This window comes from Arthrobacter sp. 24S4-2 (assembly GCF_005280255.1).
Lineage (GTDB): Bacteria > Actinomycetota > Actinomycetes > Actinomycetales > Micrococcaceae > Arthrobacter.
Genome location: NZ_CP040018.1, coordinates 709,310 through 735,137, shown reverse-complemented (window position 1 = coordinate 735,137; position 25,828 = coordinate 709,310). Strand labels below are relative to the sequence as shown.

At 66.9% G+C, this 25,828-nt stretch carries 23 protein-coding genes and 1 pseudogene; 14 read left to right on the top strand and 10 right to left on the bottom strand.

The window, feature by feature from the left end; genetic code table 11:
• Positions 1-14: 14 nt before the first annotated feature.
• Entirely contained in the window at positions 15-797 is a 783-nt protein-coding gene (locus FCN77_RS03525; RefSeq protein WP_254678830.1) for a DUF6390 family protein, read from the bottom strand.
• Between the two features lie 137 nt (positions 798-934).
• Here FCN77_RS03525 and FCN77_RS03520 point away from each other — a divergent pair, with 137 nt between their 5' ends.
• Genes FCN77_RS03520 through FCN77_RS03510 form a run of 3 tightly spaced genes read left to right on the top strand, consistent with a single transcriptional unit; the run spans position 935 to position 3,939 of the window.
• A complete protein-coding gene (locus FCN77_RS03520; protein WP_137321149.1) occupies positions 935-2,089 on the top strand; it encodes an ABC transporter substrate-binding protein in 1,155 nt (384 codons plus the stop codon).
• A complete protein-coding gene (locus FCN77_RS03515; RefSeq protein WP_137321148.1) occupies positions 2,079-3,188 on the top strand; it encodes an iron ABC transporter permease in 1,110 nt (369 codons plus the stop codon). The genes FCN77_RS03520 and FCN77_RS03515 overlap by 11 nt, the downstream gene beginning before the upstream one ends.
• Positions 3,181-3,939, top strand: coding sequence for an ABC transporter ATP-binding protein (locus tag FCN77_RS03510; RefSeq protein ID WP_137321147.1), 759 nt, complete (start codon positions 3,181-3,183; stop codon positions 3,937-3,939). The genes FCN77_RS03515 and FCN77_RS03510 overlap by 8 nt, the downstream gene beginning before the upstream one ends.
• A gap of 142 nt (positions 3,940-4,081) precedes the next feature.
• Here the strand turns inward: FCN77_RS03510 and ppc are convergent, their stop codons facing one another.
• The 3 genes from ppc to FCN77_RS03495 form a co-directional block, all read right to left on the bottom strand.
• Complete coding sequence (gene ppc / locus FCN77_RS03505) at positions 4,082-6,928, bottom strand: phosphoenolpyruvate carboxylase (protein ID WP_137321146.1); 2,847 nt, start codon at positions 6,926-6,928, stop codon at positions 4,082-4,084.
• A gap of 115 nt (positions 6,929-7,043) precedes the next feature.
• Positions 7,044-7,436, bottom strand: coding sequence for a hypothetical protein (locus FCN77_RS03500; RefSeq protein ID WP_137321145.1), 393 nt, complete (start codon positions 7,434-7,436; stop codon positions 7,044-7,046).
• 9 nt (positions 7,437-7,445) lie between these two features.
• A complete protein-coding gene (locus tag FCN77_RS03495; RefSeq protein ID WP_137321144.1) occupies positions 7,446-8,126 on the bottom strand; it encodes an NADPH-dependent F420 reductase in 681 nt (226 codons plus the stop codon).
• Positions 8,127-8,321: 195 nt separating this feature from the next.
• Between FCN77_RS03495 and FCN77_RS03490 the strand changes: the two genes are divergently transcribed.
• Positions 8,322-9,158, top strand: a complete 837-nt coding sequence (locus FCN77_RS03490) for a DUF1684 domain-containing protein (RefSeq protein WP_137321143.1) — start codon at positions 8,322-8,324, stop codon at positions 9,156-9,158.
• 104 nt (positions 9,159-9,262) lie between these two features.
• On the opposite strand, the gene FCN77_RS03485 is transcribed toward FCN77_RS03490, so the two are convergent.
• Complete coding sequence (locus FCN77_RS03485; RefSeq protein ID WP_254678829.1) at positions 9,263-10,471, bottom strand: acyl-CoA dehydrogenase family protein; 1,209 nt, start codon at positions 10,469-10,471, stop codon at positions 9,263-9,265.
• On the bottom strand, positions 10,468-11,292 hold the full coding sequence (locus tag FCN77_RS03480; RefSeq protein WP_137321142.1) for an SDR family NAD(P)-dependent oxidoreductase: 825 nt from the start codon (positions 11,290-11,292) through the stop codon (positions 10,468-10,470). Before FCN77_RS03480 ends, FCN77_RS03485 begins: the two co-directional genes overlap by 4 nt.
• Before the next feature lie 131 nt (positions 11,293-11,423).
• Here FCN77_RS03480 and FCN77_RS03475 point away from each other — a divergent pair, with 131 nt between their 5' ends.
• From FCN77_RS03475 to FCN77_RS03460, 4 genes are all read left to right on the top strand, one after another.
• Complete coding sequence (locus FCN77_RS03475; protein WP_137321141.1) at positions 11,424-12,635, top strand: glycoside hydrolase family 76 protein; 1,212 nt, start codon at positions 11,424-11,426, stop codon at positions 12,633-12,635.
• Between the two features lie 163 nt (positions 12,636-12,798).
• Entirely contained in the window at positions 12,799-13,854 is a 1,056-nt protein-coding gene (locus FCN77_RS03470; RefSeq protein WP_137321140.1) for an iron ABC transporter substrate-binding protein, read from the top strand.
• A gap of 22 nt (positions 13,855-13,876) precedes the next feature.
• On the top strand, positions 13,877-15,469 hold the full coding sequence (locus tag FCN77_RS03465; protein ID WP_137321139.1) for an iron ABC transporter permease: 1,593 nt from the start codon (positions 13,877-13,879) through the stop codon (positions 15,467-15,469).
• 61 nt (positions 15,470-15,530) lie between these two features.
• Positions 15,531-16,652 carry an ABC transporter ATP-binding protein gene (locus FCN77_RS03460; RefSeq protein ID WP_137321138.1) on the top strand — a complete coding sequence of 374 codons (1,122 nt, stop codon included), beginning with the start codon at positions 15,531-15,533 and terminating at the stop codon, positions 16,650-16,652.
• 17 nt (positions 16,653-16,669) lie between these two features.
• On the opposite strand, the gene FCN77_RS03455 is transcribed toward FCN77_RS03460, so the two are convergent.
• Positions 16,670-17,272, bottom strand: coding sequence for a YdeI family protein (locus FCN77_RS03455; protein WP_137321137.1), 603 nt, complete (start codon positions 17,270-17,272; stop codon positions 16,670-16,672).
• A gap of 95 nt (positions 17,273-17,367) precedes the next feature.
• On the opposite strand from FCN77_RS03455, the gene FCN77_RS03450 reads away from it, so the two are divergent.
• The 6 genes and pseudogenes from FCN77_RS03450 to FCN77_RS03425 all read left to right on the top strand — a co-directional run bounded on the left by FCN77_RS03450 (position 17,368) and on the right by FCN77_RS03425 (position 22,809).
• A complete protein-coding gene (locus FCN77_RS03450; protein ID WP_137321136.1) occupies positions 17,368-18,084 on the top strand; it encodes a VOC family protein in 717 nt (238 codons plus the stop codon).
• A gap of 104 nt (positions 18,085-18,188) precedes the next feature.
• The gene (locus tag FCN77_RS03445) at positions 18,189-18,728 is read left to right on the top strand and encodes an NUDIX hydrolase family protein (RefSeq protein WP_137321135.1); all 540 of its coding nucleotides are present in this window, start codon (positions 18,189-18,191) and stop codon (positions 18,726-18,728) included.
• A 157-nt stretch (positions 18,729-18,885) separates the two neighbouring features.
• Positions 18,886-19,878 (top strand): DUF6707 family protein, encoded by a 993-nt coding sequence (locus FCN77_RS03440; protein WP_137321134.1) that lies wholly within the window; start codon positions 18,886-18,888, stop codon positions 19,876-19,878.
• Positions 19,879-19,925: 47 nt separating this feature from the next.
• Entirely contained in the window at positions 19,926-20,657 is a 732-nt protein-coding gene (locus FCN77_RS03435; protein WP_137321133.1) for an SRPBCC domain-containing protein, read from the top strand.
• A gap of 32 nt (positions 20,658-20,689) precedes the next feature.
• A pseudogene (gene tgt, locus FCN77_RS03430) lies at positions 20,690-21,993 on the top strand (tRNA guanosine(34) transglycosylase Tgt).
• A 66-nt stretch (positions 21,994-22,059) separates the two neighbouring features.
• Positions 22,060-22,809, top strand: coding sequence for a dienelactone hydrolase family protein (locus FCN77_RS03425; RefSeq protein WP_137321132.1), 750 nt, complete (start codon positions 22,060-22,062; stop codon positions 22,807-22,809).
• Positions 22,810-22,865: 56 nt separating this feature from the next.
• Here the strand turns inward: FCN77_RS03425 and FCN77_RS03420 are convergent, their stop codons facing one another.
• From FCN77_RS03420 to FCN77_RS03410, 3 genes are read right to left on the bottom strand one after another with little or no spacing between them, the layout of a single operon-like run.
• Positions 22,866-24,395: a DUF6297 family protein gene (locus tag FCN77_RS03420; RefSeq protein ID WP_137321131.1), complete on the bottom strand. Its 1,530-nt coding sequence runs from the start codon at positions 24,393-24,395 to the stop codon at positions 22,866-22,868.
• Complete coding sequence (locus FCN77_RS03415; RefSeq protein ID WP_137321130.1) at positions 24,392-25,078, bottom strand: ABC transporter ATP-binding protein; 687 nt, start codon at positions 25,076-25,078, stop codon at positions 24,392-24,394. Before FCN77_RS03415 ends, FCN77_RS03420 begins: the two co-directional genes overlap by 4 nt.
• Before the next feature lie 34 nt (positions 25,079-25,112).
• Positions 25,113-25,808: a queuosine precursor transporter gene (locus FCN77_RS03410; protein ID WP_137321129.1), complete on the bottom strand. Its 696-nt coding sequence runs from the start codon at positions 25,806-25,808 to the stop codon at positions 25,113-25,115.
• Positions 25,809-25,828: the final 20 nt, after the last annotated feature.

The window sequence follows — 25,828 nt, the reverse complement described above, 5'->3', positions numbered from 1 at the left end:
GTCAGCCGGGCGCGTCAGCCGTGGCGTTCCAGGGCGATCGCTGCCCCGCGGTGTTCGACGCCGCTGTTGGCAATACGCAGATGGCGCACCGTGAAGTGCTTCAGCCGCTGCAGCTGGGGCCGGGAGAGCCTGTCACACACCCAGTCCCAGTGCAGCGACACCACATCGCCGGCCGCCAGCCCTGCCACAAAACCTGTTCCGTTCACGGCATACTTCGCTGTCTCCACTACGGGTTCGCCCACGCCAAGAGACGCACCGTCCCACACCAGCGGCCGGGACCGCACCACGGCGTCGTCGCCGGTGATCGCCACTATCTCGCCCCACCGGATCCGGCAGCGGTCCAGCACGTTCAGGGCGGTGGCGTGGCGCCGGTCGTCGTGCAGCAGGCCCAGCCAGGGGTAGATCTCAAAAACATGGAAGCTGTGATGCGGAACGCCGCCGGCCAGGACGCCTTCGGCCAGATGCGGGAACTGGTGCCCGGTGCGGGCCCGGAACCGGTCCTCCATGGAGTTGCCGATATTGGTGATACCCACGGAGTCCAGCAGGCTGTTGCCCACCCAGTAGGCCTCCACCACGCGGGCATCGAGAGGGTCTGTTATGCCGTTGGACCCCGCGATCAGCTCCAGATATGGCCACGCGCCGGCGAAGCCCTTGGCCAGCTCGCGGAGCCCCTGGTCCGTCACGCCGGACTGGCCGTAGTGCAGGAGGGCGTCACTGTCCGGGGGCCCGCAGCTGCCCCGGGAATTGGGCGGGTAGGCGTAACGGACAAACAACTGGGCACCGTCGACAACCATCATTTGGCCACCTTCTGCAAAAGGTTCTTTGAACGTAGCACCGGCTCCGGGCACCGACAAGGGGCGGGAGTCCGGTTGCCGTTGACAGCACCGACCTTCGGGCGGATCCTGTGAAGAACCTACGCACAGGGGGTCAATCCATGCGGATCGACGATCTAAACCGCCGCGCCGTGCTTCAGGTGTTTGTGGCGGGCGGCTCGGCAGCCCTCCTCGCCGGATGCGGAGCCTCCGGCCCGCCAACGGCAGCCTCCCCCAGCGGTTCCGGAACCGCTTCAGCAGGTTCCGAAAGCATCAGCATCACGGACCAGCGCGGCAAGAAAATCACCTTCGCCAAACCGGTCACCACGGTGGTGACCATCCCCATGCCGGCCGCGTCACTGCTGGTCGCCGTCGACCGGAGTGCCGACCACCTCAGCGCCATGCACAACGCATCATGGGCGGCGATGCGGGACGGGATCATGGGAACCATGTTCCCCAGCGCCCTGAAACTCCCGCACGAAATCGCGGCCCAGGACTTCACCCCCAACGTGGAGAGCGTGCGGGCGCTGAACCCCGATGTTGTGATCCAGTGGTCCGACTCCCAGCTGGTCGAACCCCTGGAAAATGCCGGACTGACCGTGATCGGACTGAAAAACACAGGTACGCAGGAGGACGTGGACGCCTGGATCACCATGTTCGCTGCCATGCTGGGCAAACCGGAACGGGCCACCGAAATCAAGGAACACAGCGACAAGGAGCTGGCTGAAATCAAATCCGTGGCGGCCGGCCGAGGCTCCGCAGGGCCCAGCATTCTCTACTTCAACAGGTTCACCGGAGGACTCAAAGCCGCCGCGGCCAACACCTACAACGACTTCTACATCAAGCTGGTGGGCGGCACCAATCCCGCCACCGACAAGGACCCGTTGCCGGGCGCCGGCATGGTTGGCCTGGACGTGGAGCAGGTCCTCAGATGGGACCCCGAGGTCATCCTGCTGGGCAACTTCGATGTGGCCATGCCGAAGGACATCTACTCGGACCCGGTCTGGCAGAACGTCGCCGCGGTGCGCTCGCGCCGCGTCTACAAGGTGCCGCTCGGAGGCTACCGGTGGGATCCCCCGGGCCAGGAATCGCCCCTCATGTGGCACTGGCTTTCCGACATCGCATTCCCCCAGGCCCGGTCCGGACTGCGCAGCAAAGTCACCGAATACTTCCAGTTCCTCTACAACCATGAGCCCACCTCCGGCGAGCTGGACAAGATCCTCTGGACCGCTGGAAACAGCGACTCCGCCGACTACCAACAATTCAATGCTGGATGAAGCCAGCTCAGCGAAACTGAACCGTGTCCGCCTGCAGGCTCCCGGGGAAGGTGGGCTGCCGGGCCATCGAAAGCGGGTGGGCAGGGCGGCCGTCCTTGGACCCGTTGTGGTCGCCGCCGTGCTGGTGACCGCCGTCGGGCTTCTGGCGCTGGCCCTGGGCCGGTTCAACGTGCCACTCGGCCACGTTGTCCAGATCCTCGCCGCCCAGGTTGTGCCATTTCCGGTCGAGGCGAGCCAGACCGAACAGAACGTGGTCCTGCTGGTCCGGCTGCCTCGGATCCTGCTGGCCGTGCTGGTGGGAGGCGGGCTGGCGATCGGAGGTGCGGCCCTCCAGGCCATCTTCCGCAACCCGCTGGTCAGCCCGGAGATCATCGGCGTATCCGCCGGCGCATCCCTCGGCGGAGCCCTGGCCCTGCTGCTCGGGCTGGGATCCTTCCTGCTGGTGGCCGGCTCTTTTGCCTTCGGCCTGGTGGCGCTCGGACTGCTGTTCCTGATCACGTCCGGCCGCGGCGGAACGCCGATGCTCATGATCGTGCTCGGCGGCGTGGTCACGGGGTCGTTCTTCTCGGCTTTGGTGGCACTGGTGACCTACATCGCGGATCCGAACACCACCCTGCCGGCCATCGTCTTCTGGCTGCTCGGGAGTGTGTCCTCCGCAACCTTCGCGAAGGTCGCCGTTGCCGCGCTGCCCGTGGTGGGCGGCGCCGTCGTGCTTCTCCTGCTGCGCTGGCGGATCAACGTGCTGTCCCTCGGCGACGAGGATGCCGCGGCGCTGGGCCTCAGACCCCGACCGCTGCGCTGGGTGGTGCTGGTTGCCGTGGCGCTCATCGTGGCCGGTGCGGTGGCAGTCAGCGGCGCGGTCAGCTGGGTGGGCCTGGTGGTGCCGCACCTGGCGCGGATGTGGGTTGGCCCGGACCACCGGGTGCTCCTGCCGGTGTCCTTCCTCCTGGGCGGCGCCTACATCGTGCTGGTGGACACCGTGGCCCGCACGGCCACCGCAGGAGAAATCCCGCTGGGAGTCCTCACAGCCCTCATCGGCGCGCCCGTGTTCTTCCTGCTCCTGCGCCGGAACCGGGAGAGGATCTGGGAAAGTGCTTGAGCTGGACGGTGTTGGCTTCGGCTACAGCCGGCAGGACTGGGTCTTCCGCGACGTCAGCTTCCGCGTGCCGGCCGGCACGGCGACGGCGGTGCTGGGACCCAACGGCAGCGGCAAAACCACTCTGGTCCGGTGCGCCGCAGGGCTGCTGGATCCTGCGGAAGGAACAGTACGCCGGGACGACGGCGCCGGGTACGTTCCGCAGGCCCGCGGCAGCGCGTTTGGCTACACCGCCCTGGACATGGTGCTGATGGGGAGGGCCCGGCAGGTGGGGATCTTCCGGACGCCCGGAGCCGCGGACCGGGCCGCCGCGCTGGAGGCCATGGAGAAGGTCGGCGTGGCCGGGCTGCGCGACCGCCGCTTCCCCACCCTCAGCGGCGGCGAGCAGCAGCTGGTCCTGATTGCCCGGGCCATCGCGGCCGGCTGCCCCGTACTGGTGCTGGACGAGCCCGCCACAGGCCTGGACCTCAAGAACCAGGTCCGCGTCCTGTCGCTCCTGCGCGAACTGATGACCGACGGCATGGCCCTGCTCCTGAGCACCCACCATCCGGACCACGCCCTGTACCTCGCCGACCATGCCGTTCTCCTGGGCCGCAGCGGAGCCCGGACCGGGGACGCCGCGGAGCTGCTCACCGACGCCGCGCTGACGGCCCTGTACGGGGTTTCGGTCCGGACGCTCCCCTATTCCGACGGCGGCACTCCCCGCCGGACCGTTGTGGTTCCCTACGGAGCGGCCAGGGAGGAACAGGCCTGACGCTCTCTCACCTTTCGCAACCAAAACCGAAACGCTTTCTCACCTTTCGCAACCAAAACCGAACGCTCTCTCACAGCAGTGAGAGAGCGTTCGGGAAAAGACCGCAGGAAGTGAGAGAGCGTCGGCGGTTGGACGCCGGAGGCTATCCCGTGTTGCGGAGGCCGGCCGCCACACCGTTGACGGTGATGAGCATGGCCCGCTGTAGGCGGTCGTTGATCTCAGCGTTGGAGATGCCGTCTCCGGAACCCTCGGCGCGGATGCGGCGCATCAGTTCCACCTGCAGGTAGCTGATGGGATCCAGGTACTGGTCGCGGATTTCAAGCGAGCGTTTCAGGGTGGGCTGCGCATCCAGGAGCACGTGCTCTCCGGTGAGGTTCTGGATTTCCGCGACGGTGAGATCGTATTCCTCACGGATGGCACGGAACAGGTGGTGCAGCTCTTCCGGGACCAGGGTGGAGACGTAGTAGCCGGCAATATCCATGTCGGTCTTGGCCAGCGTCATCTCCACGTTGGACACCACCGAGCGGAAGAAGTGCCAGCGGTCCATCATTTCCACGAGCTGTGCCGTGTTGCCGGCTTCCCGCGCGGCCTTCAGGCCCGAGCCGACGCCGAACCAGCCCGGCACGATCTGCCGCGACTGGGTCCAGCCGAAGACCCAGGGAATGGCGCGCAGGCCGCCCAGCCCTGCGCCCGAGTCGGGGCGCTTGGACGGACGTGAGCCGATGTTCAGCGATCCCAGCTGTTCCACCGGTGTGGACGCCAGGAAGTAGGCCGGCAGGTCGGGGTCGTCGATCAGTGAGCGGTACCGGGCGAAGGCGGCGTCGGAGATGGTCTCCATGACGTGGCCGTACCGCTCGCGCTCGTCCTCGGAGGTGCGCGGGGTGCGGTGCAGGGCCGAACCCTGCATCACGGCCGCGAGCGACAGCTCGAGGTTTTCGCGTGCCAGTTCCGGCAGCGAGTACTTGTCCGAGATGACTTCGCCCTGCTCGGTGAACTTGATTTCGCCTTCGAGGACGCCGTTGGGCTGGGCCATGATGGCATCGTAGGTGGGCCCGCCGCCGCGGCCCACGGAACCCCCGCGGCCGTGGAAGAGGCGCACGCGAACCCCGTGCTTGGCTGCGATGTCCCGCAGCTTGCGCTGGGTCTTGTGGATCTCCCACTGGCTGGTCATCACGCCGGATTCCTTGTTGGAGTCCGAGTAACCGAGCATAATTTCCTGCACATCGCCGCGGAGCCGGACCAGTTCCCGGTAGGAAGGATCGGACAGCAGCTGGTCCACGATCTCGGCCGAGGCCCGCAGCTCCTCCACCGTTTCCAGCAGCGGCGCAAAGCCGATCTTGGCGTACGGTGCTTCGCCGAAGAGGCTGATGAGGCCTGCCTCGCGGGCAAGCACGGCCGCGGCCAGGACGTCGTCGGCACCGCGGGTCATGGAAATGATGTACGTCTCGATGACGTCGGGGCCGTAGGTCTTCAGGGCCCGGCGGATCTCACGGAAGACGTCGTACGTACCGTCAGCGACGCCGTCGAGCTTAATCGGGTGGCCGGACAGCGGACGGCGGGAGCCCAGCTCGGCTCCCAGCACCTCGAGGCGCTCGGCGCGGCTGAGTTCGGAATACTGCACGCCGGGGCCGCCGAGGCGGTCCATGAGCTGCCCGACGGCGTCGTGGTGGTGGTCGGCGTGTTCGCGGATGTCCAGCGTGGCGAGGTGCAGGCCGAAGGAGGCGATGGCGCGGCGGACGCGGGCCAGGGCGCCGTCAGCGGCAAGTCCGGCGTGGTGGTTGCGCAGGGACGTCCCCAGCAGGCCGAGCTCGGCGAGGAGACCGGCAGTGGACGTGTAGTCGCGGCCCTGCTGGTGGGACGAGCCTGCCGCCACGCGCTTGGCCGTATTGAGGAGCTTGGCCTTGATGCAGGTGAGCTTGAGGCGGTAGGGCTCCTGGGCGTTGAGTTCCAGCACCCGGCGGTCAAGGCCCGGAAGGTTCTTGAGGTCCGTGTCGATCGAGTCCAGCAGTTCCTGGTCCGCCCCGGCCAGCGCCGTGGAGTTGGAGAGGATGGAGATGAGTTCGTCGATCATCGCGATGCTGATCCGGACGGCGTGCTGGTTCTGGATCTGCAGGATTTCGCGGGTGACGGCTGCAGTGACGTTCGGGTTGCCGTCGCGGTCGCCGCCGATCCAGGAACCGAAGCGGATGGGGGCCTTCTGCGACGGCAGCGTGACGCCGTGTTCGCCCAGCAGTTCGGACAGGTCCGACAGCATTTCGGGCATGGCGTCGGTGAGGATGCTGTTCAGGTAGTAGATGGCGTTGCGGGCCTCGTCCACCGGGGTGGGGCGGACCTGGCGGAGCTCGTCGGTCTGCCACATCTGGTCGATCACCTCGGCGAGCTGGCGGTCCTGGCGGCGGCGGGCCGAGGTGCCTTCCTCGGTGGAGACTGCCAGCACATCAGACAGCCGGCGGATCTTGTCCAGCACCGAGCGTCGGGAGGCCTCCGTGGGGTGCGCGGTAAAAATGGGCCGGACATCGAGTTCGTTGACCACTTGCTGGAGAACTGCCGGCCCGGCCTGGCCGGAAATCTCCTCCACTGCCTTGGCCAGCCAGCCGTCCTTTTCCTGGCGGGTCCGCAGTCCGCGGACCCGGTGGACCTGCTCGGCGGCGTTGGCCAGATGGAAGTAGAACGCAAAGGCACGGACCAGGTCGGTGGCCTGGTCAAGAGGCAGGGAGCCGAGCAGTTCGCGGACCTGGGCAACGACGTCGTGCGAGCTCCAGGGGCCGGTGGCATCCGCCCCGCCGCGGGCGGCTTCCTTGGATTCCTTGGTGAGGAGGCGGACCTGCTCCACGAGGTCAAGGAGCTCGGGGCCGTGCTGGCGGACCAGCGATTCGCCGAGCAGTGTCGAAACCCGCCGGACGTCCGCCCGGAGTTCGGCGGCGAGATCGGCGCTGGAGAGGTTGGCCCCTGCGAGATGGGTGCCTGGATTTATTGCAGTGTCAGCCATGGAAACTATCTTTCGAGGGTTCGGACTTGGCTCGTACACTGCGCTGGATACTGTGAGCCGGGTTACTTGTTCCTATTGGATGTTACCCGGACGCGTTGCAGCGTGGGAATTTGTCTCAGATAGTGTCCGCAGCCTTGACGTCCGCGGAGGGCCCTGGTTCAGTAGGCGCCCCGGCCGGAAATCCGGGAGTCCCACCGGGCTTTCCGGGCGCTGCAGCCACGTGGCCGGCCACCCGGATGGTGATCTTACCGGAGTACGGCTCGTTATGGTCCGGCCCTTTCCCGGACTGGGCCGCCTCATGCCGCCGCTGCTTCAGCTCTTCCCGGGCCGCAGCAGATTCTTCACGCGTCGGCGCCCCGGTTGCGGGGTCAATCATGCCGAGCACACTCCCCAGCGTGCCGGTTGCCCCCGGGAGTCCCCCGCGCTTCAGCACGGACATCCCGGCAAGGGTGAACCCGGCAATGAGCGCAAGACAGGCCAGAACGGTGAGCGCTACGTCCAGGACCATAGCGCCACCTCAGCGGACAATCTTGAAATTGAAGTCGGGCGTGCCCAGGGCGGTAAAGATCCGCAGCCAGACGGGCATCATCATTTCCGGTCCCCGGGCTGTAGTGATGTCGCCCAGGTCAATGACGTCCCGGTGGCCAAGGCTTTGCAGCAGGGAGGTCACTGCGCTCTTGGCGGCAGCGTCGTTCCCCGAAACGAAGACAGAGTGTTCTCCTCCCGCCACCCGCCCCGGATCAGCTATCAGGCCGGACTGCATGTTGTTGAGCGTCTTGACGACCCTGGCTTCCGGGAAGGCCCGCTGGATTTGCTCGCCCAGGCTGTCCGTGTTGACCGGCTTCAGCGACGGCGGGAAACCCTGTGAAAGGTCCAACGGGTTCGCGATGTCTATAAGGATCTTGCCGGCGAGGTTTTCCGCGCCCGCTGCAGTCAGGGCATCGATGGAGCCCTGTCCGTTAGTGAGGTTGACGATGATTTCCGCGGCGGACGCGGCTTCGGGATAGGCGGCGAGCGCCACGTCGACGTGCTGGGCGCGCCATTGGGCAAACGGCGGAGTTCCCATGGCGCCGGGTTCCGTTCGCGCCAGCGTGGCGTGCGGGTCGCGGGTACCGATCACCACTTCGTGCCCGAGTTTCGCCAACCCCGCTGCAACAGTGCGGCCGGCAAATCCGGTGCCAAGGACAGCTATTTTCATGGCGTTCACATCCGTAGTCCGTCGGGTAGACAACTCCGTCTCGAGCGTTCGCCTGGAACGTGTTTTTGACGCTACCAGCTGGGCTGACGGGCGGCAATGGAACCGGAGTACGCGGACGCGATCGGGAACTGGGCGGAATGCTGCAGGCACCCATGCGGTTGTACCGTGGGCCGTAAGCCACCGCCTGGAGGAACCATGAACACTGCCCCTGACGCCCAACTGGACCGCTGGAACCGCTTCCGCGCCAACCGCAACAAGGCGCTGGCCAGCGAGTATGGCTGGCTGACGCTCACGTCGTTCCAGTGGCTGGAAAGCCAGCCCGCCGCCGTCGACCTCGTCCCGGGGCGCTGGTCAACGGACGGCACGACGGCGTTCCTCACCGCCGGGGCGGCGGACGGGCTCACGCTGGCGGAAACCGGCGAGCCGGTGGACGGCACCATTTCGGCCGCGCTTGCGGACGAGGAGTCGCTGATGTGGGTCCAGTTCGGCGGCGGCGACGGGAAGCAGGTGCTGGTGGAACTGGCCATGCGGGCAGGCAAATACGCCATCCGGACCAGGGATTCGCGGTCGCCGGTGTTCACCGAGTTCGACGGCGTGCCCACCTTTGCGTACCGCCCGGACCTGGTGATCGAGGCCGAGTTCCGCCCGTACCCGGCGCCGGTGGACGTCCCTATCGGCACCGCGAATCCCCTGGTGGACGGCGTGCACCGCTCCGTGGGAGAGCTCGTGTTCCGGCTGCCCGGCAAGGACCATGAATGCCACTTGCAGGCCGAGGAGGAGAAGCTGGGCGCCCTCACGGTCACGTTCCACGATGAGACCAACGGCGACTCCACGGACGAATGGCGCAAAGTGTCCATGGCGCGGCCCCGGGTGGACTCATCCGGTAAGGCGTCGGTGGTGCTGGACTTCAACCGTGCCATCAACTACCCGAGCGCCTTCACCCCCTACGGCACCTGCCCCATGCCGGTGAGGAACAACAGCCTGGATTACCGGATCGAGGCGGGAGAAAGGCAGCCTGGGCTCGCCGACTAAGCGCCCGCCCCTAAGCGCGAACAGGCAGCTAATCCCCTCAGATTCCCGTTTTGGCGTCATTAGCTGCCAGTTCGTGCCGGGGCCGGGCTGCGGACGGAAGCCACTCAGACGATCGCGGACACCCCGGTGACGGCACGGCCCACGATCAGCGTGTTGATCTCGAAGGACCCCTCATAGGTGTAGATGGCCTCGGCGTCGGCGAAGATCTTGGCCATCCGGTAGTCCGTGACGATCCCGTTGCCGCCCAGCAGGGACCGCCCCATGGCCACGGTTTCGCGCATGCGGGCACTCGTGTACGACTTCGCGAGCGCCACCTGCGCCATGTCCGCCGAACCGTCCTGCTGCAGCTGGGCTATCCGGACCATCATCCCCATGCTTGCCACGGCGTTGCCCAGCATGGTGACCAGCTGCTGCTGGATCAGCTGGAATTTGGCCAGCGGACGGCCGAACTGCTGGCGTTCGACGGCGTGCTGCCGGGCGACGTCGAATGCCGCCAGTTGCTGGCCTACGGCCTGCCATGCCACCATGATCCGGGAGCCGCGGAGCAGTTCGTTGGTGTCCTCGAAGCTGCCGATGCCGGCAAAACGGTCCGCCTCTGCCACCCGCACATCCCGGAAGACTATGTCCGCGTTCTGCACCGTGCGGAGGGCGATCTTGTGTTCGATCCGGCTCCGCTTAACACCCGGAAGGGCAGCGTCCACGATGAAGCCCCGGATGGCACCGTCGGCTTCGTCCCGCGCCCACACGAGCATGTAGTCGCAGAACGTCCCGTTGCCGATCCAGCGCTTGGCACCGTTAAGGACCCAGTAGTCGCCGGCAGCTCCCGAAACCCGGCGGGCCCGCGTTTCCATGCCCCCGGCAACGTCGGAGCCATGCTCGGGTTCGGTCAGCGCGAAGGCGCCGGTGGTGCGGAGGTTCGCGGCGTCGTCGAGCAGGCGGGTCTTTTGCTCCTCGGAGCCGAACCCGTAGAGCGACTCGACGAAGAGGTCGTGGTGGACCAGGAAGAACGTGGCGATGGAGGTGTCCACCCGCGTCATTTCGGCAATGACCAGGCCTGCGAACAGGTGGCTGTAACCGCGCTGGGCCGGGGCGCTGAGTTCCAGGGCAGCCAGCTTGGGCAGGATGTGGGCGGGAAATTCGGCGTTGTTCCACCACTCCGTGGCGTACGGCGCGATTTCGGCAGCCAGGAACTCCCGCAGCTCCCCGAGCTTCCGCTGTTCCTGTTGGCTGAGCAGCGATTCGAACCCGAAGAAATCGGCCGTGGGCAGTGCATCCACAGCGTCCGCGGCGGGGGCCGGCTGACCGGACGTCACTTCGGCCCCATCCGGATAGCCCCGTCGAGGCGGATGGTTTCGCCGTTGAGCATGGCGTTTTCCACGATGTGCGCCGCCAGGTTGGCGTATTCGGCCGGCCGGCCCAGGCGGGACGGGTGCGGGACCTGGCTGCCCAGCGAATCCTGGGCTTCCTGGGGCAACCCGGCCATCATGGGGGTCTCGAAGATGCCCGGCGCGATTGTGACCACGCGGATCAGTGACCGGGCCAGTTCGCGGGCGATCGGCAGGGTCATGGCGGCCACGGCACCCTTGGACGCGGCGTAGGCAGGCTGGCCGATCTGACCGTCGAACGCGGCCACGGATGCGGTGTTGATGATGACGCCGCGCTCCGGTCCACCGAGTTCGGTCAGGGCCGGCTCCGTGGCGGCCATGGCGGCGGCGGCGAGGCGGATCACGTTGAAGGTGCCCACGAGGTTGATCTGGATGACGCGGTTGAAGGCGTCCAGCGGCAGCACCCCGTCCCGGCCCAGGACCTTCCCGGGGGTGGCGATCCCGGCGCAGTTGACCACGATGCGCAGCGGGCCGAGGGCCACGGCGGCGTCAACGGCGGCCTGGACCTGTTCCTCGCTGGTCACGTCGGCAGGGACGAAGACAGCGCCCGCGGCGCCCGGCACGTTCAGCGCAGCGCCCCGCGCGTTCAAGACCGCCTCATTCAACTCCGCCGCGTAGGACTCCCCCTGCGACGACGGCAGGTCCACCAGGACCACGGACGCGCCGGCATCGGACAGCCGTTTGGCGGTGGCGGCACCCAGCCCGGAGGCCCCGCCCGTAATGAGCGCAACAGTGCCCTTGATGTCCATCCATCCTCCTTGATGTGAACCGAACCCGCATATCGCTAGTTAATGCATGTTAACTGGAATGCCGCCAAACCGCACCTTCGGAACCAGGAATTCAGGCGTGCACCCCGCAGCAGCAAAGCTAGGCTGGCATCATGACCGCCCCAAACGCCGCTTCCGCCCCTGCGGACTGGTCCGCCCGCGCCGACGAAGCCGCCCGCTCGGTGACCAGGATGTTCGGGCAGCGACTGTTTTTCCTCCCCGGAACGCACATCGCGGCGATCGAACGCCCATCCAGCCGGCTGAAGAACCTGGCCCGTCCGTGGCACTACTGGTGGCAGGCCCACTACGTGGACTGCCTGGTGGACGCCGGCCGCCGCGAGCTGGCGCGGGGAGCAAGGTTCGACGACGGCAACCGGCCCAGCGCCGGACGGCTGGCCTCGCAGCTCGTCACAGGCATCCGGCTGCGTAATTTCCTGACCTTCGTCAACAACTATTACGACGACATGGCCTGGCTCGCCCTCTCCACGCTGCGGCTCGAGAAGCTCGCCGACGAGACGCGCATGCGGGGACGCCGCCGCAACGCCCGGGTCCGGCGGAGCCTGACGCTCCAGTTCGATTCTGCATCCACCGACGATCTGGGCGGCGGCACCTTCTGGAGCAAGAAGCGCAACTTCAAGAACACCCCGGCCACAGCCCCGGTGGCGCTCTACTATGCCCGCACCGGGAATTCGGCCAGGGCACAGATGCTGGTGGACTGGCTCCACGCCAAGCTCTTCGACCCCGCCCAGGGCATGTACCAGGACGGCCTGCGGATCAACAGCGACGGCGGGGTGCTCCTGGAAGCCGCCATCTACACCTACAACCAGGGGCCGGTACTGGGCGCACTGCTGGAACTCGGCGGCCCGGCAAATCTGGAGCGGGCTGCCGCCCTGGTGGATGCCGTGGCACGCCACCTCACCAGGCCGGCTGTTCAGGCGGCCGGGCGAACCGCCGCGGTGCTCCGCTGCGACGGAACAGGCGACGGCGGGCTGTTCACCGGAATCCTGGCGCGGTACCTTGCGCTGGCGGCCAACGACCAACGGCTGCCCGGGCCGACCCGGGCCACAGCAGCAGCCCTCGTCATCGAAACAGCACAGGCCTTCTGGGACGGCCGCCGTCCGGTGCGAGCCGGCGAGTCCCTGGAACGCAAAGGGGCGCACCAGGGGGCGCAACTGGTGTTTTCCGTGTTCCCGGAGACGCCGGCGGACGGCACATATCCGCCGGGTGCCACCGTCGAACTGTCCACCCAGCTGCAGGCCTGGATGGTGCTGGAGGCCGCTGCAGTGGTTAGCGGCCCCGCCCTCCAGCCGAACCCCGCTAATTAAGTCACGTAAAAGTTCCGTAATTGATGTGATCCTACTCACTTAAGCCCGTTTCGGCTTGGTCCCTTAGGTTTGGCTAACCTACAGTTTTTGGCAGTGAGCATGCCCTAACTTCCCCTCACGCGGACTCCGGTCCACCAGACTTTTTTCCAGAAAGAAGCCCTCAATGAAGATCCGCACCAACGCGCTGGCTGGAATCGCACTCGCCGCAACCGCAGCCCTCGGCCTGGCCGCCTGCGGCTCCGGAAGCTCCACCCCCGCTGCGAGCACCGCCGCGGCTGACGGCAAGGCTTCCGGCGAGATCACGGTCTACAACGCCCAGCACGAAAGCCTCACCAAGGAATGGATTGACGCTTTCACTGCAGAAACCGGAGTCAAGGTAACCGTCCGCCAGGGCGACGACACCGAGATGTCCAACCAGATTGTCCAGGAAGGCGCAGCCTCCCCCGCCGACGTGTTCCTGACGGAAAACTCACCCGCAATGGCGCAGGTTGAAAACGCCGGACTGTTCGCGGACGTGGACAAGGCCACCATTGACCAGGTGCCCACCGAGTTCCGTCCCTCCACCGGCAAGTGGACCGGCATTGCCGCCCGCTCCACTGTCCTGGTCTACGACAAGGCCAAGCTGAGCGAAGACAAGCTGCCCAAGTCGATGCTGGACCTGGCCAAGCCCGAGTGGAAGGGCAAGTGGGCCGCTTCACCGTCCGGTGCAGACTTCCAGGCGATCGTTTCCGCACTGCTGGAGCTCAAGGGCGAAGCCGCTGCCGAGGAATGGCTCAAGGGCATGAAGGAGAACTTCAAGGCCTACAAGGGCAACAGTACGGCCATGAAGGCCGTGAACGCAGGCGAAGTGGACGCCGCCCTCATCTACCACTACTACTACTACGGCGACCAGGCCAAGACCGGCGAGAACTCCAAGAACGTCACGCCGTACTACTTCAAGAACCAGGATCCGGGCGCGTTCGTGTCCGTCTCGGGCGGCGGCGTGCTGAAGTCCTCCAAGAACGCGGCGGCTGCCCAGGCGTTCCTGAAGTTCATAACCGGCAAGAAGGGCCAGGAAGTCCTCCAGAAGGGCACCTCCTTCGAATACGCGGTCGCTTCCGACGTCCCGTCCAACGACAAGCTCGTCCCCATCAAGGAACTGCAGGCCCCCACCGTGGATCCGGCCAAGCTGAATTCCCAGAAAGTCTCCGAGCTGATGACCAAGGCAGGACTCCTGTAACTCAGTGCCAAATGGAAACACTGTGCCAATCGACCTAGCGGCGCCGGAAACCTCCGGAAGCACGACGACGGCGGGCCGGGGCAAGCGCCCCCGCCCGCCTTTCGGCGTTTCCGCAGTAGCCATCATTGCGGTTCTCATTGCCCTGTTTTCCCTGATCCCGCTGGGCTACGTCATCGTGATGACGGCCGCCACTGGGTGGGAGACCGCCGTCGGACTCATCTTCCGCGAGCGGGTTGGCGAGCTGCTCCTCAACACGCTGCTGCTGATGGCGGTCACCGTGCCGCTGTGCGTGGTCCTGGGCGTGGGTGGCGCGTGGCTGGTGGAACGGACGGGGCTGCGCGGGCACACGTGGTGGGCCGTTTTATTGGCAGCCCCGCTGGCCATCCCCGCATTCGTCAACAGCTATGCCTGGGTCTCCGCGGTGCCCTCGATGGGCGGCCTGTGGTCCGGCGTCCTGATCGCCACGCTGTCCTACTTTCCGCTGGTGTACATCCCGGCCGCCGCCACCCTCAGCCGGCTTGACCCCGCTATCGAGCAGTCCGCGGCGTCGCTGGGCCTGGGTGCCTGGCGCACCTTCTTCCGCGTGGTCCTCCCCCAGCTCCGCATCGCCATGACCGGCGGGGCGCTCCTGGTCTCGCTGCACCTGCTGGCCGAATACGGCGCGTTCGCGATGATCCGCTTCGACACCTTCACCACCGCGATCATGGTGCAGTACCAGTCCACGTTCAACGGCACAGCCGGGAACATGCTGGCCAGCGTGCTAGTGTTCTTCTGCCTGATCCTGCTGGTGGTTGAGGTGCGCGGCAGGGGCACCGCCCGCTACGCCCGGGTTGGATCCGGTGCACAGGCCAGGGCGCTTCGCCTGCCCCTGCATGCCTATCAGGTTCCGGCCCAGCTCTTCCTGGCTGGACTCACGGCTCTGGCCTTCGGCCTTCCGCTGACGTTCGTGCTCCGCTGGGTCTTCGCCGGCGGCGCCGAAATCTGGTCTACGGACGAATTCCTTCCCGCGCTGCTGCAGACCCTCGGCTACGGCCTGACCGGTGCCCTGGCCACCACCGTCGTCGCTTTCCCCATGGCGTACCTTGCCGTCCGGCACCCCAGCTGGTTCAGCAAGGCCCTGGAACTGTCCAACTACGTCACCAGTTCCATGCCGGGCATTGTGGTGGGCCTGGCCTTCGTTACCGTGAGCATCAGGGTGGCCCCGGGCTTCTACCAGACAACCGTGCTGCTCATCGCCGCCTACGTGCTGCTGTTCCTGCCCCGGGCGCTGGTCAATCTCCGCGCCGGACTGGCGCAGGCACCCAAGGAACTCGACGAAGCCGCGCAGGCGCTGGGGAAGCCGCCGCTGCTGGCCTTCATCCGGGTGACGCTGCGCCTCAGCGCTCCGGCAGCGGCGGGCGGGGCTGCCCTGGTATTCCTCGCCATCGTCAACGAACTCACGGCAACGCTGCTGCTCTCACCTAACGGCACGCGCACTTTGGCCACCGAGTTCTGGAGCAAGAGCAGCGAGATCGACTACGCCGGCGCCGCACCCTATGCACTCCTGATGATCCTGATCTCAGCCCCCATGACCTACCTTCTCTTCCAGCAGTCCAAGAAAGTGGCCGGACAGTGACCGATTCCTACACTTCGCGTGATGTCCCTCCAGGCTTCCGGAACCACGGATAGCACCGTCCGTGGCGCCCAGCACCAACAGCCACCTGGAGATCGAGGCGGTCACCAAGAACTTCGGTTCGCAGGCGGTCCTCAAGGGCGTCAACCTGTCCGTGGCCAAGGGCGGAACCACGGCGATCGTGGGCCCGTCGGGCTCCGGCAAGACCACCTTGCTGCGCCTGATTGCCGGCTTCGAGCATCCCGACACCGGCAGCATCTCCCTCAACGGCACCAGGGTGGCAGGTGACGGTTCGTGGGTGCCGGCGCACAAACGCCAGGTGGGATACGTGGCGCAGGATGGCGCCCTCTTCCCCCACCTCACCGTGGGCCAGAACATCTCTTTCGGCCTCAGTGCCGGCAAGTTGTCCGGCGGGAGGCGGGAGGTTGCCGCCCGGGTCAACGGACTCCTGGAAATGGTGTCCCTCGATCCGTCGATGGCCAAGCGCCGGCCGCACCAGCTCTCCGGCGGGCAGCAGCAGCGCGTGGCGCTGGCCCGCGCCCTGGCCCGCGAGCCGGAGCTCATGCTGCTGGACGAGCCGTTCTCAGCGCTGGATGCAGGCCTGCGCGTGGCCACCCGCCGCGCGGTGGCCAAGGTCCTCAACGAAGCCGGCGTGACCACCATCCTGGTCACGCACGACCAGGCCGAGGCCCTCTCCTTCGCGGACCAGGTGGCCGTGATGCGCGGCGGCAGGCTGGCCCAGATCGGCAACCCGTTCGTGGTCTACACTCGCCCGGCCGACCGCGCCACCGCGGAATTCCTGGGCGACGCCGTCATCCTGGACGCCTGGATGGAGGGCTCGCTGGCCACCTGTTCGCTGGGCGGCATTCCGGTGCGCAGGCCGCCGGCCCAGGGCCGCGTACAGCTCATGCTGCGTCCCGAGCAGATCCGCATCGCCGAGGACGGCCCCATCCGAGGTGTGGTGGTGGATACGGACTACTTCGGCCCCGAGACCACGGTGCGCCTTAAACTGGCCGTTCCGCCGGAACTGGCAGCAGGCGCCACCCCGGACCACCGTTTTCCGGGCGGCGGCGAAGTGATCACCATCCGGCACTGGAACGCCTCCATTGCGCGGCCGGGCATGGAGCTCTGCCTGCGCGTGGTGGGCGAGGCCGTGGCCTTCCCGCTGGACCCCTCCGGCGAGTGAGCCTGGGGCCTTGCCCGCTATTGGTCCCCGGTTGGCCGCTTCTTCTGCGGGTACGGCGTTTCGCCGCGGGCCAGCATTTCCACGAACCCCTTGATTTTGCGCTCCCGGGTGGCGGCCTGCTTGACGGAATTGGTGCGGTAGATCAGGGCGTAGCGGTTCACTGACGTCAGCACGTCGAACATGGCCTGCGCCCGCGGTTCGGCCGCGATGGCTGCTGCCAGGTCCTCCGGCAGTTCCGCGGATGCCTGTCCGGAATATGCAGCCTCCCAGCGGCCGTCCGCCTTGGCGGCTTCGGCGGCGGCACGGCCCGCCGCAGTCATCCTGCCGGCAGCCTCGAGCTTTTCGATCCGGTCCACGTTGCGAGCCGACCAGACGCTCTTGGGCCCCCGGCGCGTCATCCGCTGGAAGGAGCTCTCATCGTCGCGCCGCTTGCTCTGGCCGTCGATCCAGCCGAAGCACAACGCGTCCTGCAGGGCGGCCTCATAGTCCAGCTCTGTGGCGTTCCCGCCTTTCTTGTGCAGCACCAGCCACACCCCGGGGCTGGTGGCATGGTGCTGTTCCAGCCAGGCGCGCCATTCGTCGGCATCCTTCACCAGCAGTTCTTCGAGTTCAATCGCCATGGCACCATTCTGCTTCACGGGACTCCGTATTCAAGGCGTGGCATCATGGCCATGTCACCAACAATTCTTCGTCAGACTTCACCCCGGGAGATCCCATGCTGCGTGTGCGCCCCATCCATTTCACTTCGCGCCTGGACAAGTGGGAGCGGCTCCTCACGGACCTGGGAATGATCAGCACCGTCGATGACGGACCCTGGAAAGAGTACGACGCCGGTGCCGGCCGGCTCGCGCTGCACGCCGCCGAGGCCGGCTCCGCAGAGGACGGGACGACGGCGTTCGGCGTCGAAGTGGGCGACCTCGCCGAGTTCGCCCGGCGCACCAACGAAGCCGGGGCGGAGGGCGGAACGTCGCCGGCCGCGCTGACCCAAGCGGATCACGGCGACACCTGCCGGATCACGGGCGAGGACGGCTTCAGCTTCTTCGCGGACAAGGCCGCCCACGGCGCGCAGTGCGCGGACGCCGATCCGGCGCTGGCCGTCGCCGAAGTCTGGTTCTCCCCGGATGCCGCGGCCGCCGCCCAAACTCTGCGGAACATGGGCGCCCGGCTCCGGCCGGTCCCGGATGACGACGAAACCGCGGATTTCACCGCGAAGAACGGCGGCGTGCTGATGGTGCGTCCGGGTAGCGGCGCCGCCCGGGCCGGCCTGGGCTTTGAGTACACCGGCGACCTCTTGGCCCTGCGGGACCGGCTGGCCGCCGCCGGCCACCAGGTCAGCATGACGGAAGAGGCTTTCGGGCGGACTTTGCACGTGGCCAACCCCGACGGCGCAGGCACGGACGCCCCGGCCCTCTGGGTCTCAGCCCGGCACTGACGGGCACTGCTGGCGGGGACCGCGGCAGGTGAACCGCCCGAAACCATCCCGGCCGTGTGGACGTCCGGCACGGGGTTCGGGCAGGGATGGGGTAGAACTTAACCATGAACGTGCGCACTCCTGACCCGAATCCCGGCTGGCTTTCCGACGAGGACCTCTTCGAAGCCCGGGGCCGGCTTCCCATGGTTTACGTGGAAGCGGTGCCCGTCCGCCTTGATCCGCTGGGGTTCGTGAACGAAGTTGGCACGCTGCTTCAGGCCGACGCGGACGGCACCATGGTCCGTTCCCTGGTGTCCGGCCGGGTGCTCTACCGCGAGACCATCCGGGCCGCCCTGCTCCGTCACATGGAGAAGGACCTCGGCCCGCTGGCGTTTCCCCAGCTGCCCATCAGCCCGGTGCCGTTCACGGTGGCCGAATACTTCCCGGCCCCGTCCCACACGGGCTTCACCGACGACCGGCAGCATGCGGTTTCCCTGGCCTACATCATCCCGGTCACCGGCGAATGCGAACCGCGCCAGGACGCCCTTGAGCTGACTTGGATGACCCCCGAGGAGGTCCTCAGCCCGGACGTTCAGCTGGAATTCAGCGGTGGCCGTGGCTCGCTGGTCCGGCAGGCGCTGGCGTTCGCGGGGGTCGGCAGCTAGCAGGGCACACGTCGCGGGGACGCTCGAAGGAACCCGGGCGTCCCCGACTTCAGGCAGGCTCCTTTGTAGACTGTAGGGCGGACCGCAAGAGAACTTAAGGACTCCCGATGACCCACCCCCAGCCGCCCAGCACTACAGCGAGCTCAAGGCTGGCTCTTTGCAGACCGGCCACCTCCTGCTCCTGCCCGACGGCGAACGGTCCGCCGAAATCCAGGGCGTGCTCGTGGAGAACGACGATTTCGGCACCGCAGCTGTGGTCCTCGCAACCCTCACCGGCGGCGGAATCCTCCGGATCGCCGCCGGGTCAACGGTCCTCGTGGCGACGCCGGGCACGGACTCCCCCGCAGCAGGCTCCGGTGACTCCAGTTCCGGGGCGGACACCGTCCTCGAAGAGCCCCACGCTGCCAGTCCGATTCAGCTCGTTGGGCACCCCGGCGCCGACGAGGATGCCACCGCCCCGGCGGCTCCCGCCGTCGTCGTGCCTCCCCTGCCAGCCACAACGCCGGCCGCCGCGGTCACCGGTCCGAGCGAGGAGGAACTGGCCCTGATCCCGGCGCCCGCGGGGACACCGGAGTCGGTGGTGGGGGCCGCGGCAGCGGCGCACCCCGACGCGCTGGGCGTGATGCTGCTGAGCGACCGGCTGGCCAAGGGCATCAACACCAAGTCCGGCAGCTGCCTCAAGGACCTCAGCGACCTGGCAAACGAACTGTTCGTCGTCCTCAAGGATGCCGACGGCGCCCTTGCTGTCGCGGACCTGCTCAACGTCCTGCCCTTCGACGGCAACCCGGGCCGGTGGACGTCCGTCGAGGCGGCCCTGGCACTGTCCAGCTACATCTGCCGCCAGACCGGGCAGCAGGACCGCGCCGAGGTGTACGAAAAGCTCCTCCGCGCCCCCGATGCGATGGAAACTGACCCGTTCAAGGCCAGGATCAACGCCAAGGTCCGCCAGCGTTCCCTGAACGAACCCAACCTGTACGACAAGGAAATCTTCCGGGCCATCGACAACTCGAACCCGGACGCCGAGCGCGAATGGCGGCTGCTGCGGCTTGAAGCCCTGATGTTCCTCCGGGCGCACGGCGGCTCGGAAACCATCGGCCTCAAGGAGCTGGACCGCCGGATCGGCAACGAGCTGGAGTCCGTCCGGGCTTAAGGCGTTTGGCCCTACCCTGGCGGCGCGGGGAGTTGTAGATTCACCCCATGACGAACAATCTGAGCGTTGTGATCAATTCCGATGCGCAGCAAGTTTGGACCATGCTGCGTGAACCCGCCAAGGTCGGCCAGTGGCACGGCTGGGAGGCCGACGACCTTGCCGCAGAAATCAACGAAATCTACTTCAAGGACACTGTTGTCGAAGGCCCGGACCACACCAGCCTCACCGTGGACGGCGGGGACGAGTTCTCCCTGAAGCCAGTGCCCACCGGCACCCGGGTGAGCGTGACGCGGGCCGCCCTGGACCACAATTCCGAATGGGCCGCCTGGGATGAGGACATCACCCAAAGTTGGCTGACGTTCCTCCAGCAGCTCCGTTTCGCCCTGGAACACCACCCGCACGGCAAACGGCGCACTGCCTTCTTTTCGGTGCCCGGCGGGGACGGCTCGGCCATCGACAAGCTCGGTCTCCGGGACATCCCCGCACCGGGCGAGCCGTATTCGCTGACCCTCGCGACCGGCGAGGAAATCTCGGGCAGGGTCTGGTATCGGACCAACCATCAGGTGGGACTCACCGTGCACAGCTACGCCGAACACGGCGATGGCCTGCTGATCGTGGCCGACCAGCCGCCCATCGCCGAGGTCAGGCCGGACGGCGGGTCCATGGTGATCGTGTCCACTTACGATCTGGGAGCCCACAGACTGGAGGAACTCCGCGGCAGCTGGGACAGCTGGCGGGCTGAGAACTACCCCACATCGGACCCCGTGCACGCCGGCTAAGTTTCCGCACCGCAAGCTGGCACACTTGAACCGTGCCAGCCAATACCGAACCGTCACTCTCGCTCGAACCGGGCGCCGCAGCCCAACAGTCCGAGTTCTCCTTCGCCGTGGGCAAGCGCCTGAGTGAGACGGGCTCGCCGACGCCGGAGCAGGAGGCCGCCAACGGCGGGGAGTTCCTGGGCCGCACCGGCACCATCACCACCCCGCACGGCGAGATCCAGACCCCCGCTTTCATCGCCGTCGGCACCAAGGCCACGGTGAAATCCGTGCTCCCGGAATCCATCGCCGATCTAGGTGCACAGGCGGTGCTGGCCAACGCCTACCACCTGTACCTGCAACCGGGTGCGGACATCCTGGACGAAGCCGGGGGCTGGGCGCCTTCATGAACTGGTCCGGGCCCACCTTCACGGACTCGGGCGGCTTCCAGGTGATGAGCCTGGGCTCCGGCTTCAAGAAGGTCATCGACATGAAGTCGGTTGATTCGTCCGGCCCGGACGATGCCGTGGCGCCGGGCAAGGAGCGGCTGGCCCACGTGGACGAGGAAGGCGTGTGGTTCAAGAGCCACCTCAACGGCGACCGGCACCGCTTCAGCCCCGAGATCTCCATGAACGTCCAGCACCGGATCGGCGCCGACATCATGTTCGCCTTCGACGAGCTGACCACACTGCAGAACTCCCGCGGCTACCAGGAGGAGTCTCTGGAACGCACCCGGCGCTGGGCCGAACGCTGCCTCACCGAGCATTTCCGGCTGACTTCCGAGCGGGTGGGCAAGCCCTACCAGGCGCTGTTCGGCGTGATCCAGGGCGCGCAGTACGAGGACCTGCGCCGCAAGGCCTGCCGCGACCTGGGCGCCATGAACTTCGACGGCTTCGGCATCGGCGGGGCGCTGGAGAAGGAGAACCTGGGCACCATCGTGCGCTGGTGCAACGAGGAACTGCCCGAGAACAAGCCGCGGCACCTGCTGGGCATTTCCGAACCGGACGACATCTTCACCGCCATCGAGAACGGGGCGGACACCTTCGACTGTGTCTCCCCCACCCGGGTGGCCCGCAACTCGGCGTTCTACACCCCGGACGGGCGGTTCAACCTGTCCGGCGCCAAGTACAAGCGCGACTTCGGGCCGCTGCAGGACGGCTGCGACTGCTACGCCTGTGCCAACTATTCGCGGGCGTACATCCACCACCTGTTCAAGGCCAAGGAGATGGTCTCGGCCACGCTGATCTCCATCCACAACGAGCGCTTCGTGGTGAAGATGGTGGACGACGCCCGGCTGGCCATCGAAGCCGGCAGCTTCTTCGGCTTCAAGGCCGAGACCCTGGGGCGCTACTACTCCTGAGGGCCGGTCACCTCGGGGCGCGCCCCGCCCGGGGCGCACCGCGCCGTCCTCCGATATCCTGACCAAATGCTCATCGAATTCCCCGCCGCAGAAGGCATTGCCGAGGCCTGGGTGGCCCGCCCATCCGCCGGTGAGGGCCCGTTCCCGGGCGTCATCCTCTACATGGACGCCTTCGGCCTGCGCCCCCGCATCCAGGAGATGGCGCAGCGCATCGCCGACTGGGGCTATGTGGTCCTGGCCCCAAACGTCTTCTACCGTGATGGAACGGCCGCGGAGCTCGCGCCGCAGACGGAGATGACCACTCCGGAGGGCCGCGCGGCCGCCGGCAAGGCCGCGTTCCCGCGGGTCGGGCGCCTCACTACGGATAAGGCGATGCCGGACATTGACGCGTGGGTCAAGGCGCTGCGTACGCTCGACGGCGTGGCGACCGGACCGATCGGCACCGTCGGCTACTGCATGGGCGCCCGGCTCGCGGTGCGCACGGCCACTGCCCACCCGGAAGCGGTGGCAGCATGTGGCGGCTTCCACGGCGGCGGCCTCGCGAGCGATGCCCCGGACAGCCCCCATCTTGGGCTCGGCAAAGCCAAGGCCCGGTTCGTGTTCGGCCACGCCGACCACGATCAGAGCATGGATCCCCACGCCGTCGCGCGCCTCGGCGAGGCCCTCAACGCAGCCAGCCTCGAGGCTTCCAACGAGATCTATGTGGGGGCGCCCCACGGCTACTCAATGGCAGACACCGCCGCGTTCCACCCGGAGGCCACGGAGCGCCACTTCAGGGAGCTCCGCGCGCTCCTCGACGGGACGCTCAAGGGCTGACCCACTGACCCCGGAGTGGCCCCAGTTTGAATCACAGCCGCGGCCCGGTAGGCGCGTTAGGGCCGGTCCGCCGTCGTCACGCCGATCACCAGGAGCACCACATTAAGCACGACGGCGGGCGTCACCAGGAGCTCGGGCGCGTTGAACAGCATGCCCAAGGCCAAGGGCGCCAGTGCGAAGAGGCTCAGCACGTAGCCCCGGATTCGCGTTCCCAGCATGGCCGGACCGCTGCGTCCGAGCTGCATGAGGTACACCAGTTTGGTCAGGTCTTCAGGCTGGCGGAAGGCTCGCCGCAGCATGCCCGCCCCCAAACCGCCGCCGGCCGCCGCTCCCACAATGAGCAACTCTGGCCGAAAACCGCCGGCCAATACGAAGAACCCGGCAGCCGCCGTCGTCCACACCGACATCAGCAGCACCGGCAGCGCGACGTGGATCCAGCGCGAGGCCTGCTTGGAGATGGGGAGCAATGCGTCCAGACTCGGCGCCATGCGCAGTTGCCAGAGGGGCCCGGCTGCCGCTGTGGATGAGAATATCGCTGCGGCAAGCAGCACGGGAAGCAGGATGACGGGTGAATCAAAGGTCTGGATCAGGCCGGTCAAGGGAACGACGGTGAGCCCCAGTCCCCAGCGCCACAGCCGGGCCGGTTGCCGCGCGAGCACCGTAGCCTCCGCATGCAGGAGTGCGCCTGCCGCCGTCCGGGGCGTGCCGGGGAGCCTGACCCGGCTGCGTTTCCCCCCGCTGGAGAGCGAGGCGCTGAGCTCCCCGGTGTCCATTAACGTGAGCGCCGCCTGAACATGTCCCCGCGCGGATCCCGCCTTCAAGAGCGATACAGTACGGACGCTGGACAGCCTGTTGCGCAAGCCAAGTGCGGTGGCAGCCAGGACGACGGCAGGGGCGATCGCGAAGAACCAGCTGCCCTGCAGGGTTCCGAACAGCATGATGCCGAGAACTGCCGGAACGCCAGCCAACATCCACCAGGTCGCCCGGCTCTGACGCATGGCAGGGTTCCGGTCTCCGGCCGCCGCCAGGCGCGTCTGTGCGAAGGCAGCCACAACGAGGATCGCCGCGCCGGTCAGCGCCCCCGCCAGGATCCGCCCGGCGAACACCGGCGCGCTCGAGCCGCTGACGATCGCTACCGGGACCGTAGCGAGGGCACCAACGACTGCGGCGGCCCAGACTGCGCGGCGCAAGCCACGGGCCAGAAGCGGTTCGCGGTTGATGGCGAGCGAGTACCACCAGTGCCGCTGATTCGCCGCGATTGCCAGTGGCCCGAGCCGTCCGGCCAGCCAGTACGCAGCAACTCCCAAAAGCCCGAAACCTGTAACAAGTCCGTACTCAACAGGGACCAGGCTGAAGTTGTCCGAAAGCAGATGGCCGCCAAAGCCGTGCTTCGCTGCATCGGTGAGCCCGTTGAGGGCGCCAATCGCGTAAATCAGGCCGACGCCGAGCGTCAGGAGCTGGACGTACAGTTCGTTAAGCCTGGAAAGCAAGGACTCCCCGCGCGGGCGAATGACCTTCCGTGTTGCACGCTCCGGGTCGAAGTCCACGGACACCGGTGGCGCCGCGGCAGCCGTGGACATGCTCATCGGCGGATCCTGGCCACGGCCTCGTCCGTACCAACCACGCGAGCGCCACCGTCGTCGACGATCACCGCCCGTGTGCACGCCGCTTGGGCGACTTCAGCATCATGCGTGACCATGACGACGGCTGCAGCTTGCTTGGCAGTCCGGGCAATCCTTTGCGCCAGCAATCCCCGCATGCGTGTATCGAGCCGCTGCTCGGGTTCGTCCAGGACAAGCAACTCGAAGGGCCGGATGAACGCCGAAGCCAGGAGCAGTTTGCGGCGTTGTCCTGAGGAAAGCTGATCGGGAAAGGCATCCGCCACCGCATGAAGTTCAAAAAAACCGACCTCACCCTCCACCGCCGCGTCGGGGTTGGCGATACCGTGCCCGCGGGCCACCAGCGAAAGGTGCTCGCGCACGGTGAGTGAATCGAAGTAAGCATCCTCGTCCAGCAGCACCGAGACCTTGCTGCGGAACAGCGCCGAGCGGTCGTCCGGCATCAAGCCAAGGACGTGGGCATCGCCGCTAAGGGGCGCCTGCGCGCCGATCATCGTGCGGAGCATAGTGGACTTGCCGGCGCCGTTCTCGCCGACCATGCCGAGCACCTCTCCGGAGAGGACCTCGACGTCGAGCGGCCCACACACTGCATGGTCGCCGTAACCCGCAACAAGATTCGCTGCCGTCACTACGGCACTGCCGGACTTCATTCTCTGAACCTACCGGACTTCCCGCGGCCCGGACCTAAATGCCGTAGCTCGGTTCACGCTTCTTGATCCAGCCGATCACCAAGGACGTCACCGGGACGAACAGGAACTCCACGAGGGTCTTATAGACAAAGCCAACCACCACGTAGTTCACGAACATGCCGAAGTCGGTGATGCCGATGACGGAGGCGGCGATGCTGCAGAAGATCAGGGTGTCCACGAATTCGCCCGCGCCGGAGGACCCCATCAGGCGTGCCCACAGGGACTTCTCCCCGGTGCGGGCCTTCATCTTCACCAGGATCCAGGAGTTGATGGTCTGGCCCGCCAGGAACGCCAGCAGCGAGGCCAGCACGATCTGCGGTACGGGGCCCAGGGCAGCTTCAAGGGCTGCCTGCTTGGACGTACCGTAATCGTCATCGAAGCCGGGAAGGGCGATGATCACCCAGTAGCAGACAGAGGCGAAGACGGACAGGGCGAAGGTGGTGAAGATGGCTTTGCGGGCCATCCTGAACCCGTACACCTCGCTGATGACATCCCCCAGGATGTAGGCGAGCGGGAACAGGAAAAAGCCGCCGTCCGTGATGATGGGCCCAATCGCCACGCCCTTGGACGCGCCAATGTTGGACAGGATCAGCACCACGGCCATAAAGGCCAGCATGATGCCGAAGTACGGGGAACCGATCGAGGCGAATTTCGGCGCCGCGGAGGCGGGGAAAGTCTTGGCGGTAGACATGGCTGATCCATTCGGAGTGG

Excerpts from the sequence above, each read along its gene's own strand:
- FCN77_RS03445 (WP_137321135.1), top strand. The coding sequence starts at position 18,189 with ATGAACGTGCGCACTCCTGACCCGAATCCCGGCTGGCTTTCCGACGAG.
- FCN77_RS03490 (WP_137321143.1), top strand. The coding sequence starts at position 8,322 with ATGAACACTGCCCCTGACGCCCAACTGGACCGCTGGAACCGCTTCCGC.
- FCN77_RS03470 (WP_137321140.1), top strand. The coding sequence starts at position 12,799 with ATGAAGATCCGCACCAACGCGCTGGCTGGAATCGCACTCGCCGCAACC.
- FCN77_RS03435 (WP_137321133.1), top strand. The coding sequence starts at position 19,926 with ATGACGAACAATCTGAGCGTTGTGATCAATTCCGATGCGCAGCAAGTT.
- FCN77_RS03410 (WP_137321129.1), bottom strand. The coding sequence starts at position 25,808 with ATGTCTACCGCCAAGACTTTCCCCGCCTCCGCGGCGCCGAAATTCGCC.
- FCN77_RS03420 (WP_137321131.1), bottom strand. The coding sequence starts at position 24,395 with ATGAGCATGTCCACGGCTGCCGCGGCGCCACCGGTGTCCGTGGACTTC.
- FCN77_RS03475 (WP_137321141.1), top strand. The coding sequence starts at position 11,424 with ATGACCGCCCCAAACGCCGCTTCCGCCCCTGCGGACTGGTCCGCCCGC.
- FCN77_RS03450 (WP_137321136.1), top strand. The coding sequence starts at position 17,368 with ATGCTGCGTGTGCGCCCCATCCATTTCACTTCGCGCCTGGACAAGTGG.
- ppc (WP_137321146.1), bottom strand. The coding sequence starts at position 6,928 with ATGGCTGACACTGCAATAAATCCAGGCACCCATCTCGCAGGGGCCAAC.
- FCN77_RS03500 (WP_137321145.1), bottom strand. The coding sequence starts at position 7,436 with ATGGTCCTGGACGTAGCGCTCACCGTTCTGGCCTGTCTTGCGCTCATT.
- FCN77_RS03495 (WP_137321144.1), bottom strand. The coding sequence starts at position 8,126 with ATGAAAATAGCTGTCCTTGGCACCGGATTTGCCGGCCGCACTGTTGCA.
- FCN77_RS03515 (WP_137321148.1), top strand. The coding sequence starts at position 2,079 with ATGCTGGATGAAGCCAGCTCAGCGAAACTGAACCGTGTCCGCCTGCAG.
- FCN77_RS03480 (WP_137321142.1), bottom strand. The coding sequence starts at position 11,292 with ATGGACATCAAGGGCACTGTTGCGCTCATTACGGGCGGGGCCTCCGGG.
- FCN77_RS03415 (WP_137321130.1), bottom strand. The coding sequence starts at position 25,078 with ATGAAGTCCGGCAGTGCCGTAGTGACGGCAGCGAATCTTGTTGCGGGT.
- FCN77_RS03455 (WP_137321137.1), bottom strand. The coding sequence starts at position 17,272 with ATGGCGATTGAACTCGAAGAACTGCTGGTGAAGGATGCCGACGAATGG.
- FCN77_RS03520 (WP_137321149.1), top strand. The coding sequence starts at position 935 with ATGCGGATCGACGATCTAAACCGCCGCGCCGTGCTTCAGGTGTTTGTG.
- FCN77_RS03525 (WP_254678830.1), bottom strand. The coding sequence starts at position 797 with ATGATGGTTGTCGACGGTGCCCAGTTGTTTGTCCGTTACGCCTACCCG.
- FCN77_RS03425 (WP_137321132.1), top strand. The coding sequence starts at position 22,060 with ATGCTCATCGAATTCCCCGCCGCAGAAGGCATTGCCGAGGCCTGGGTG.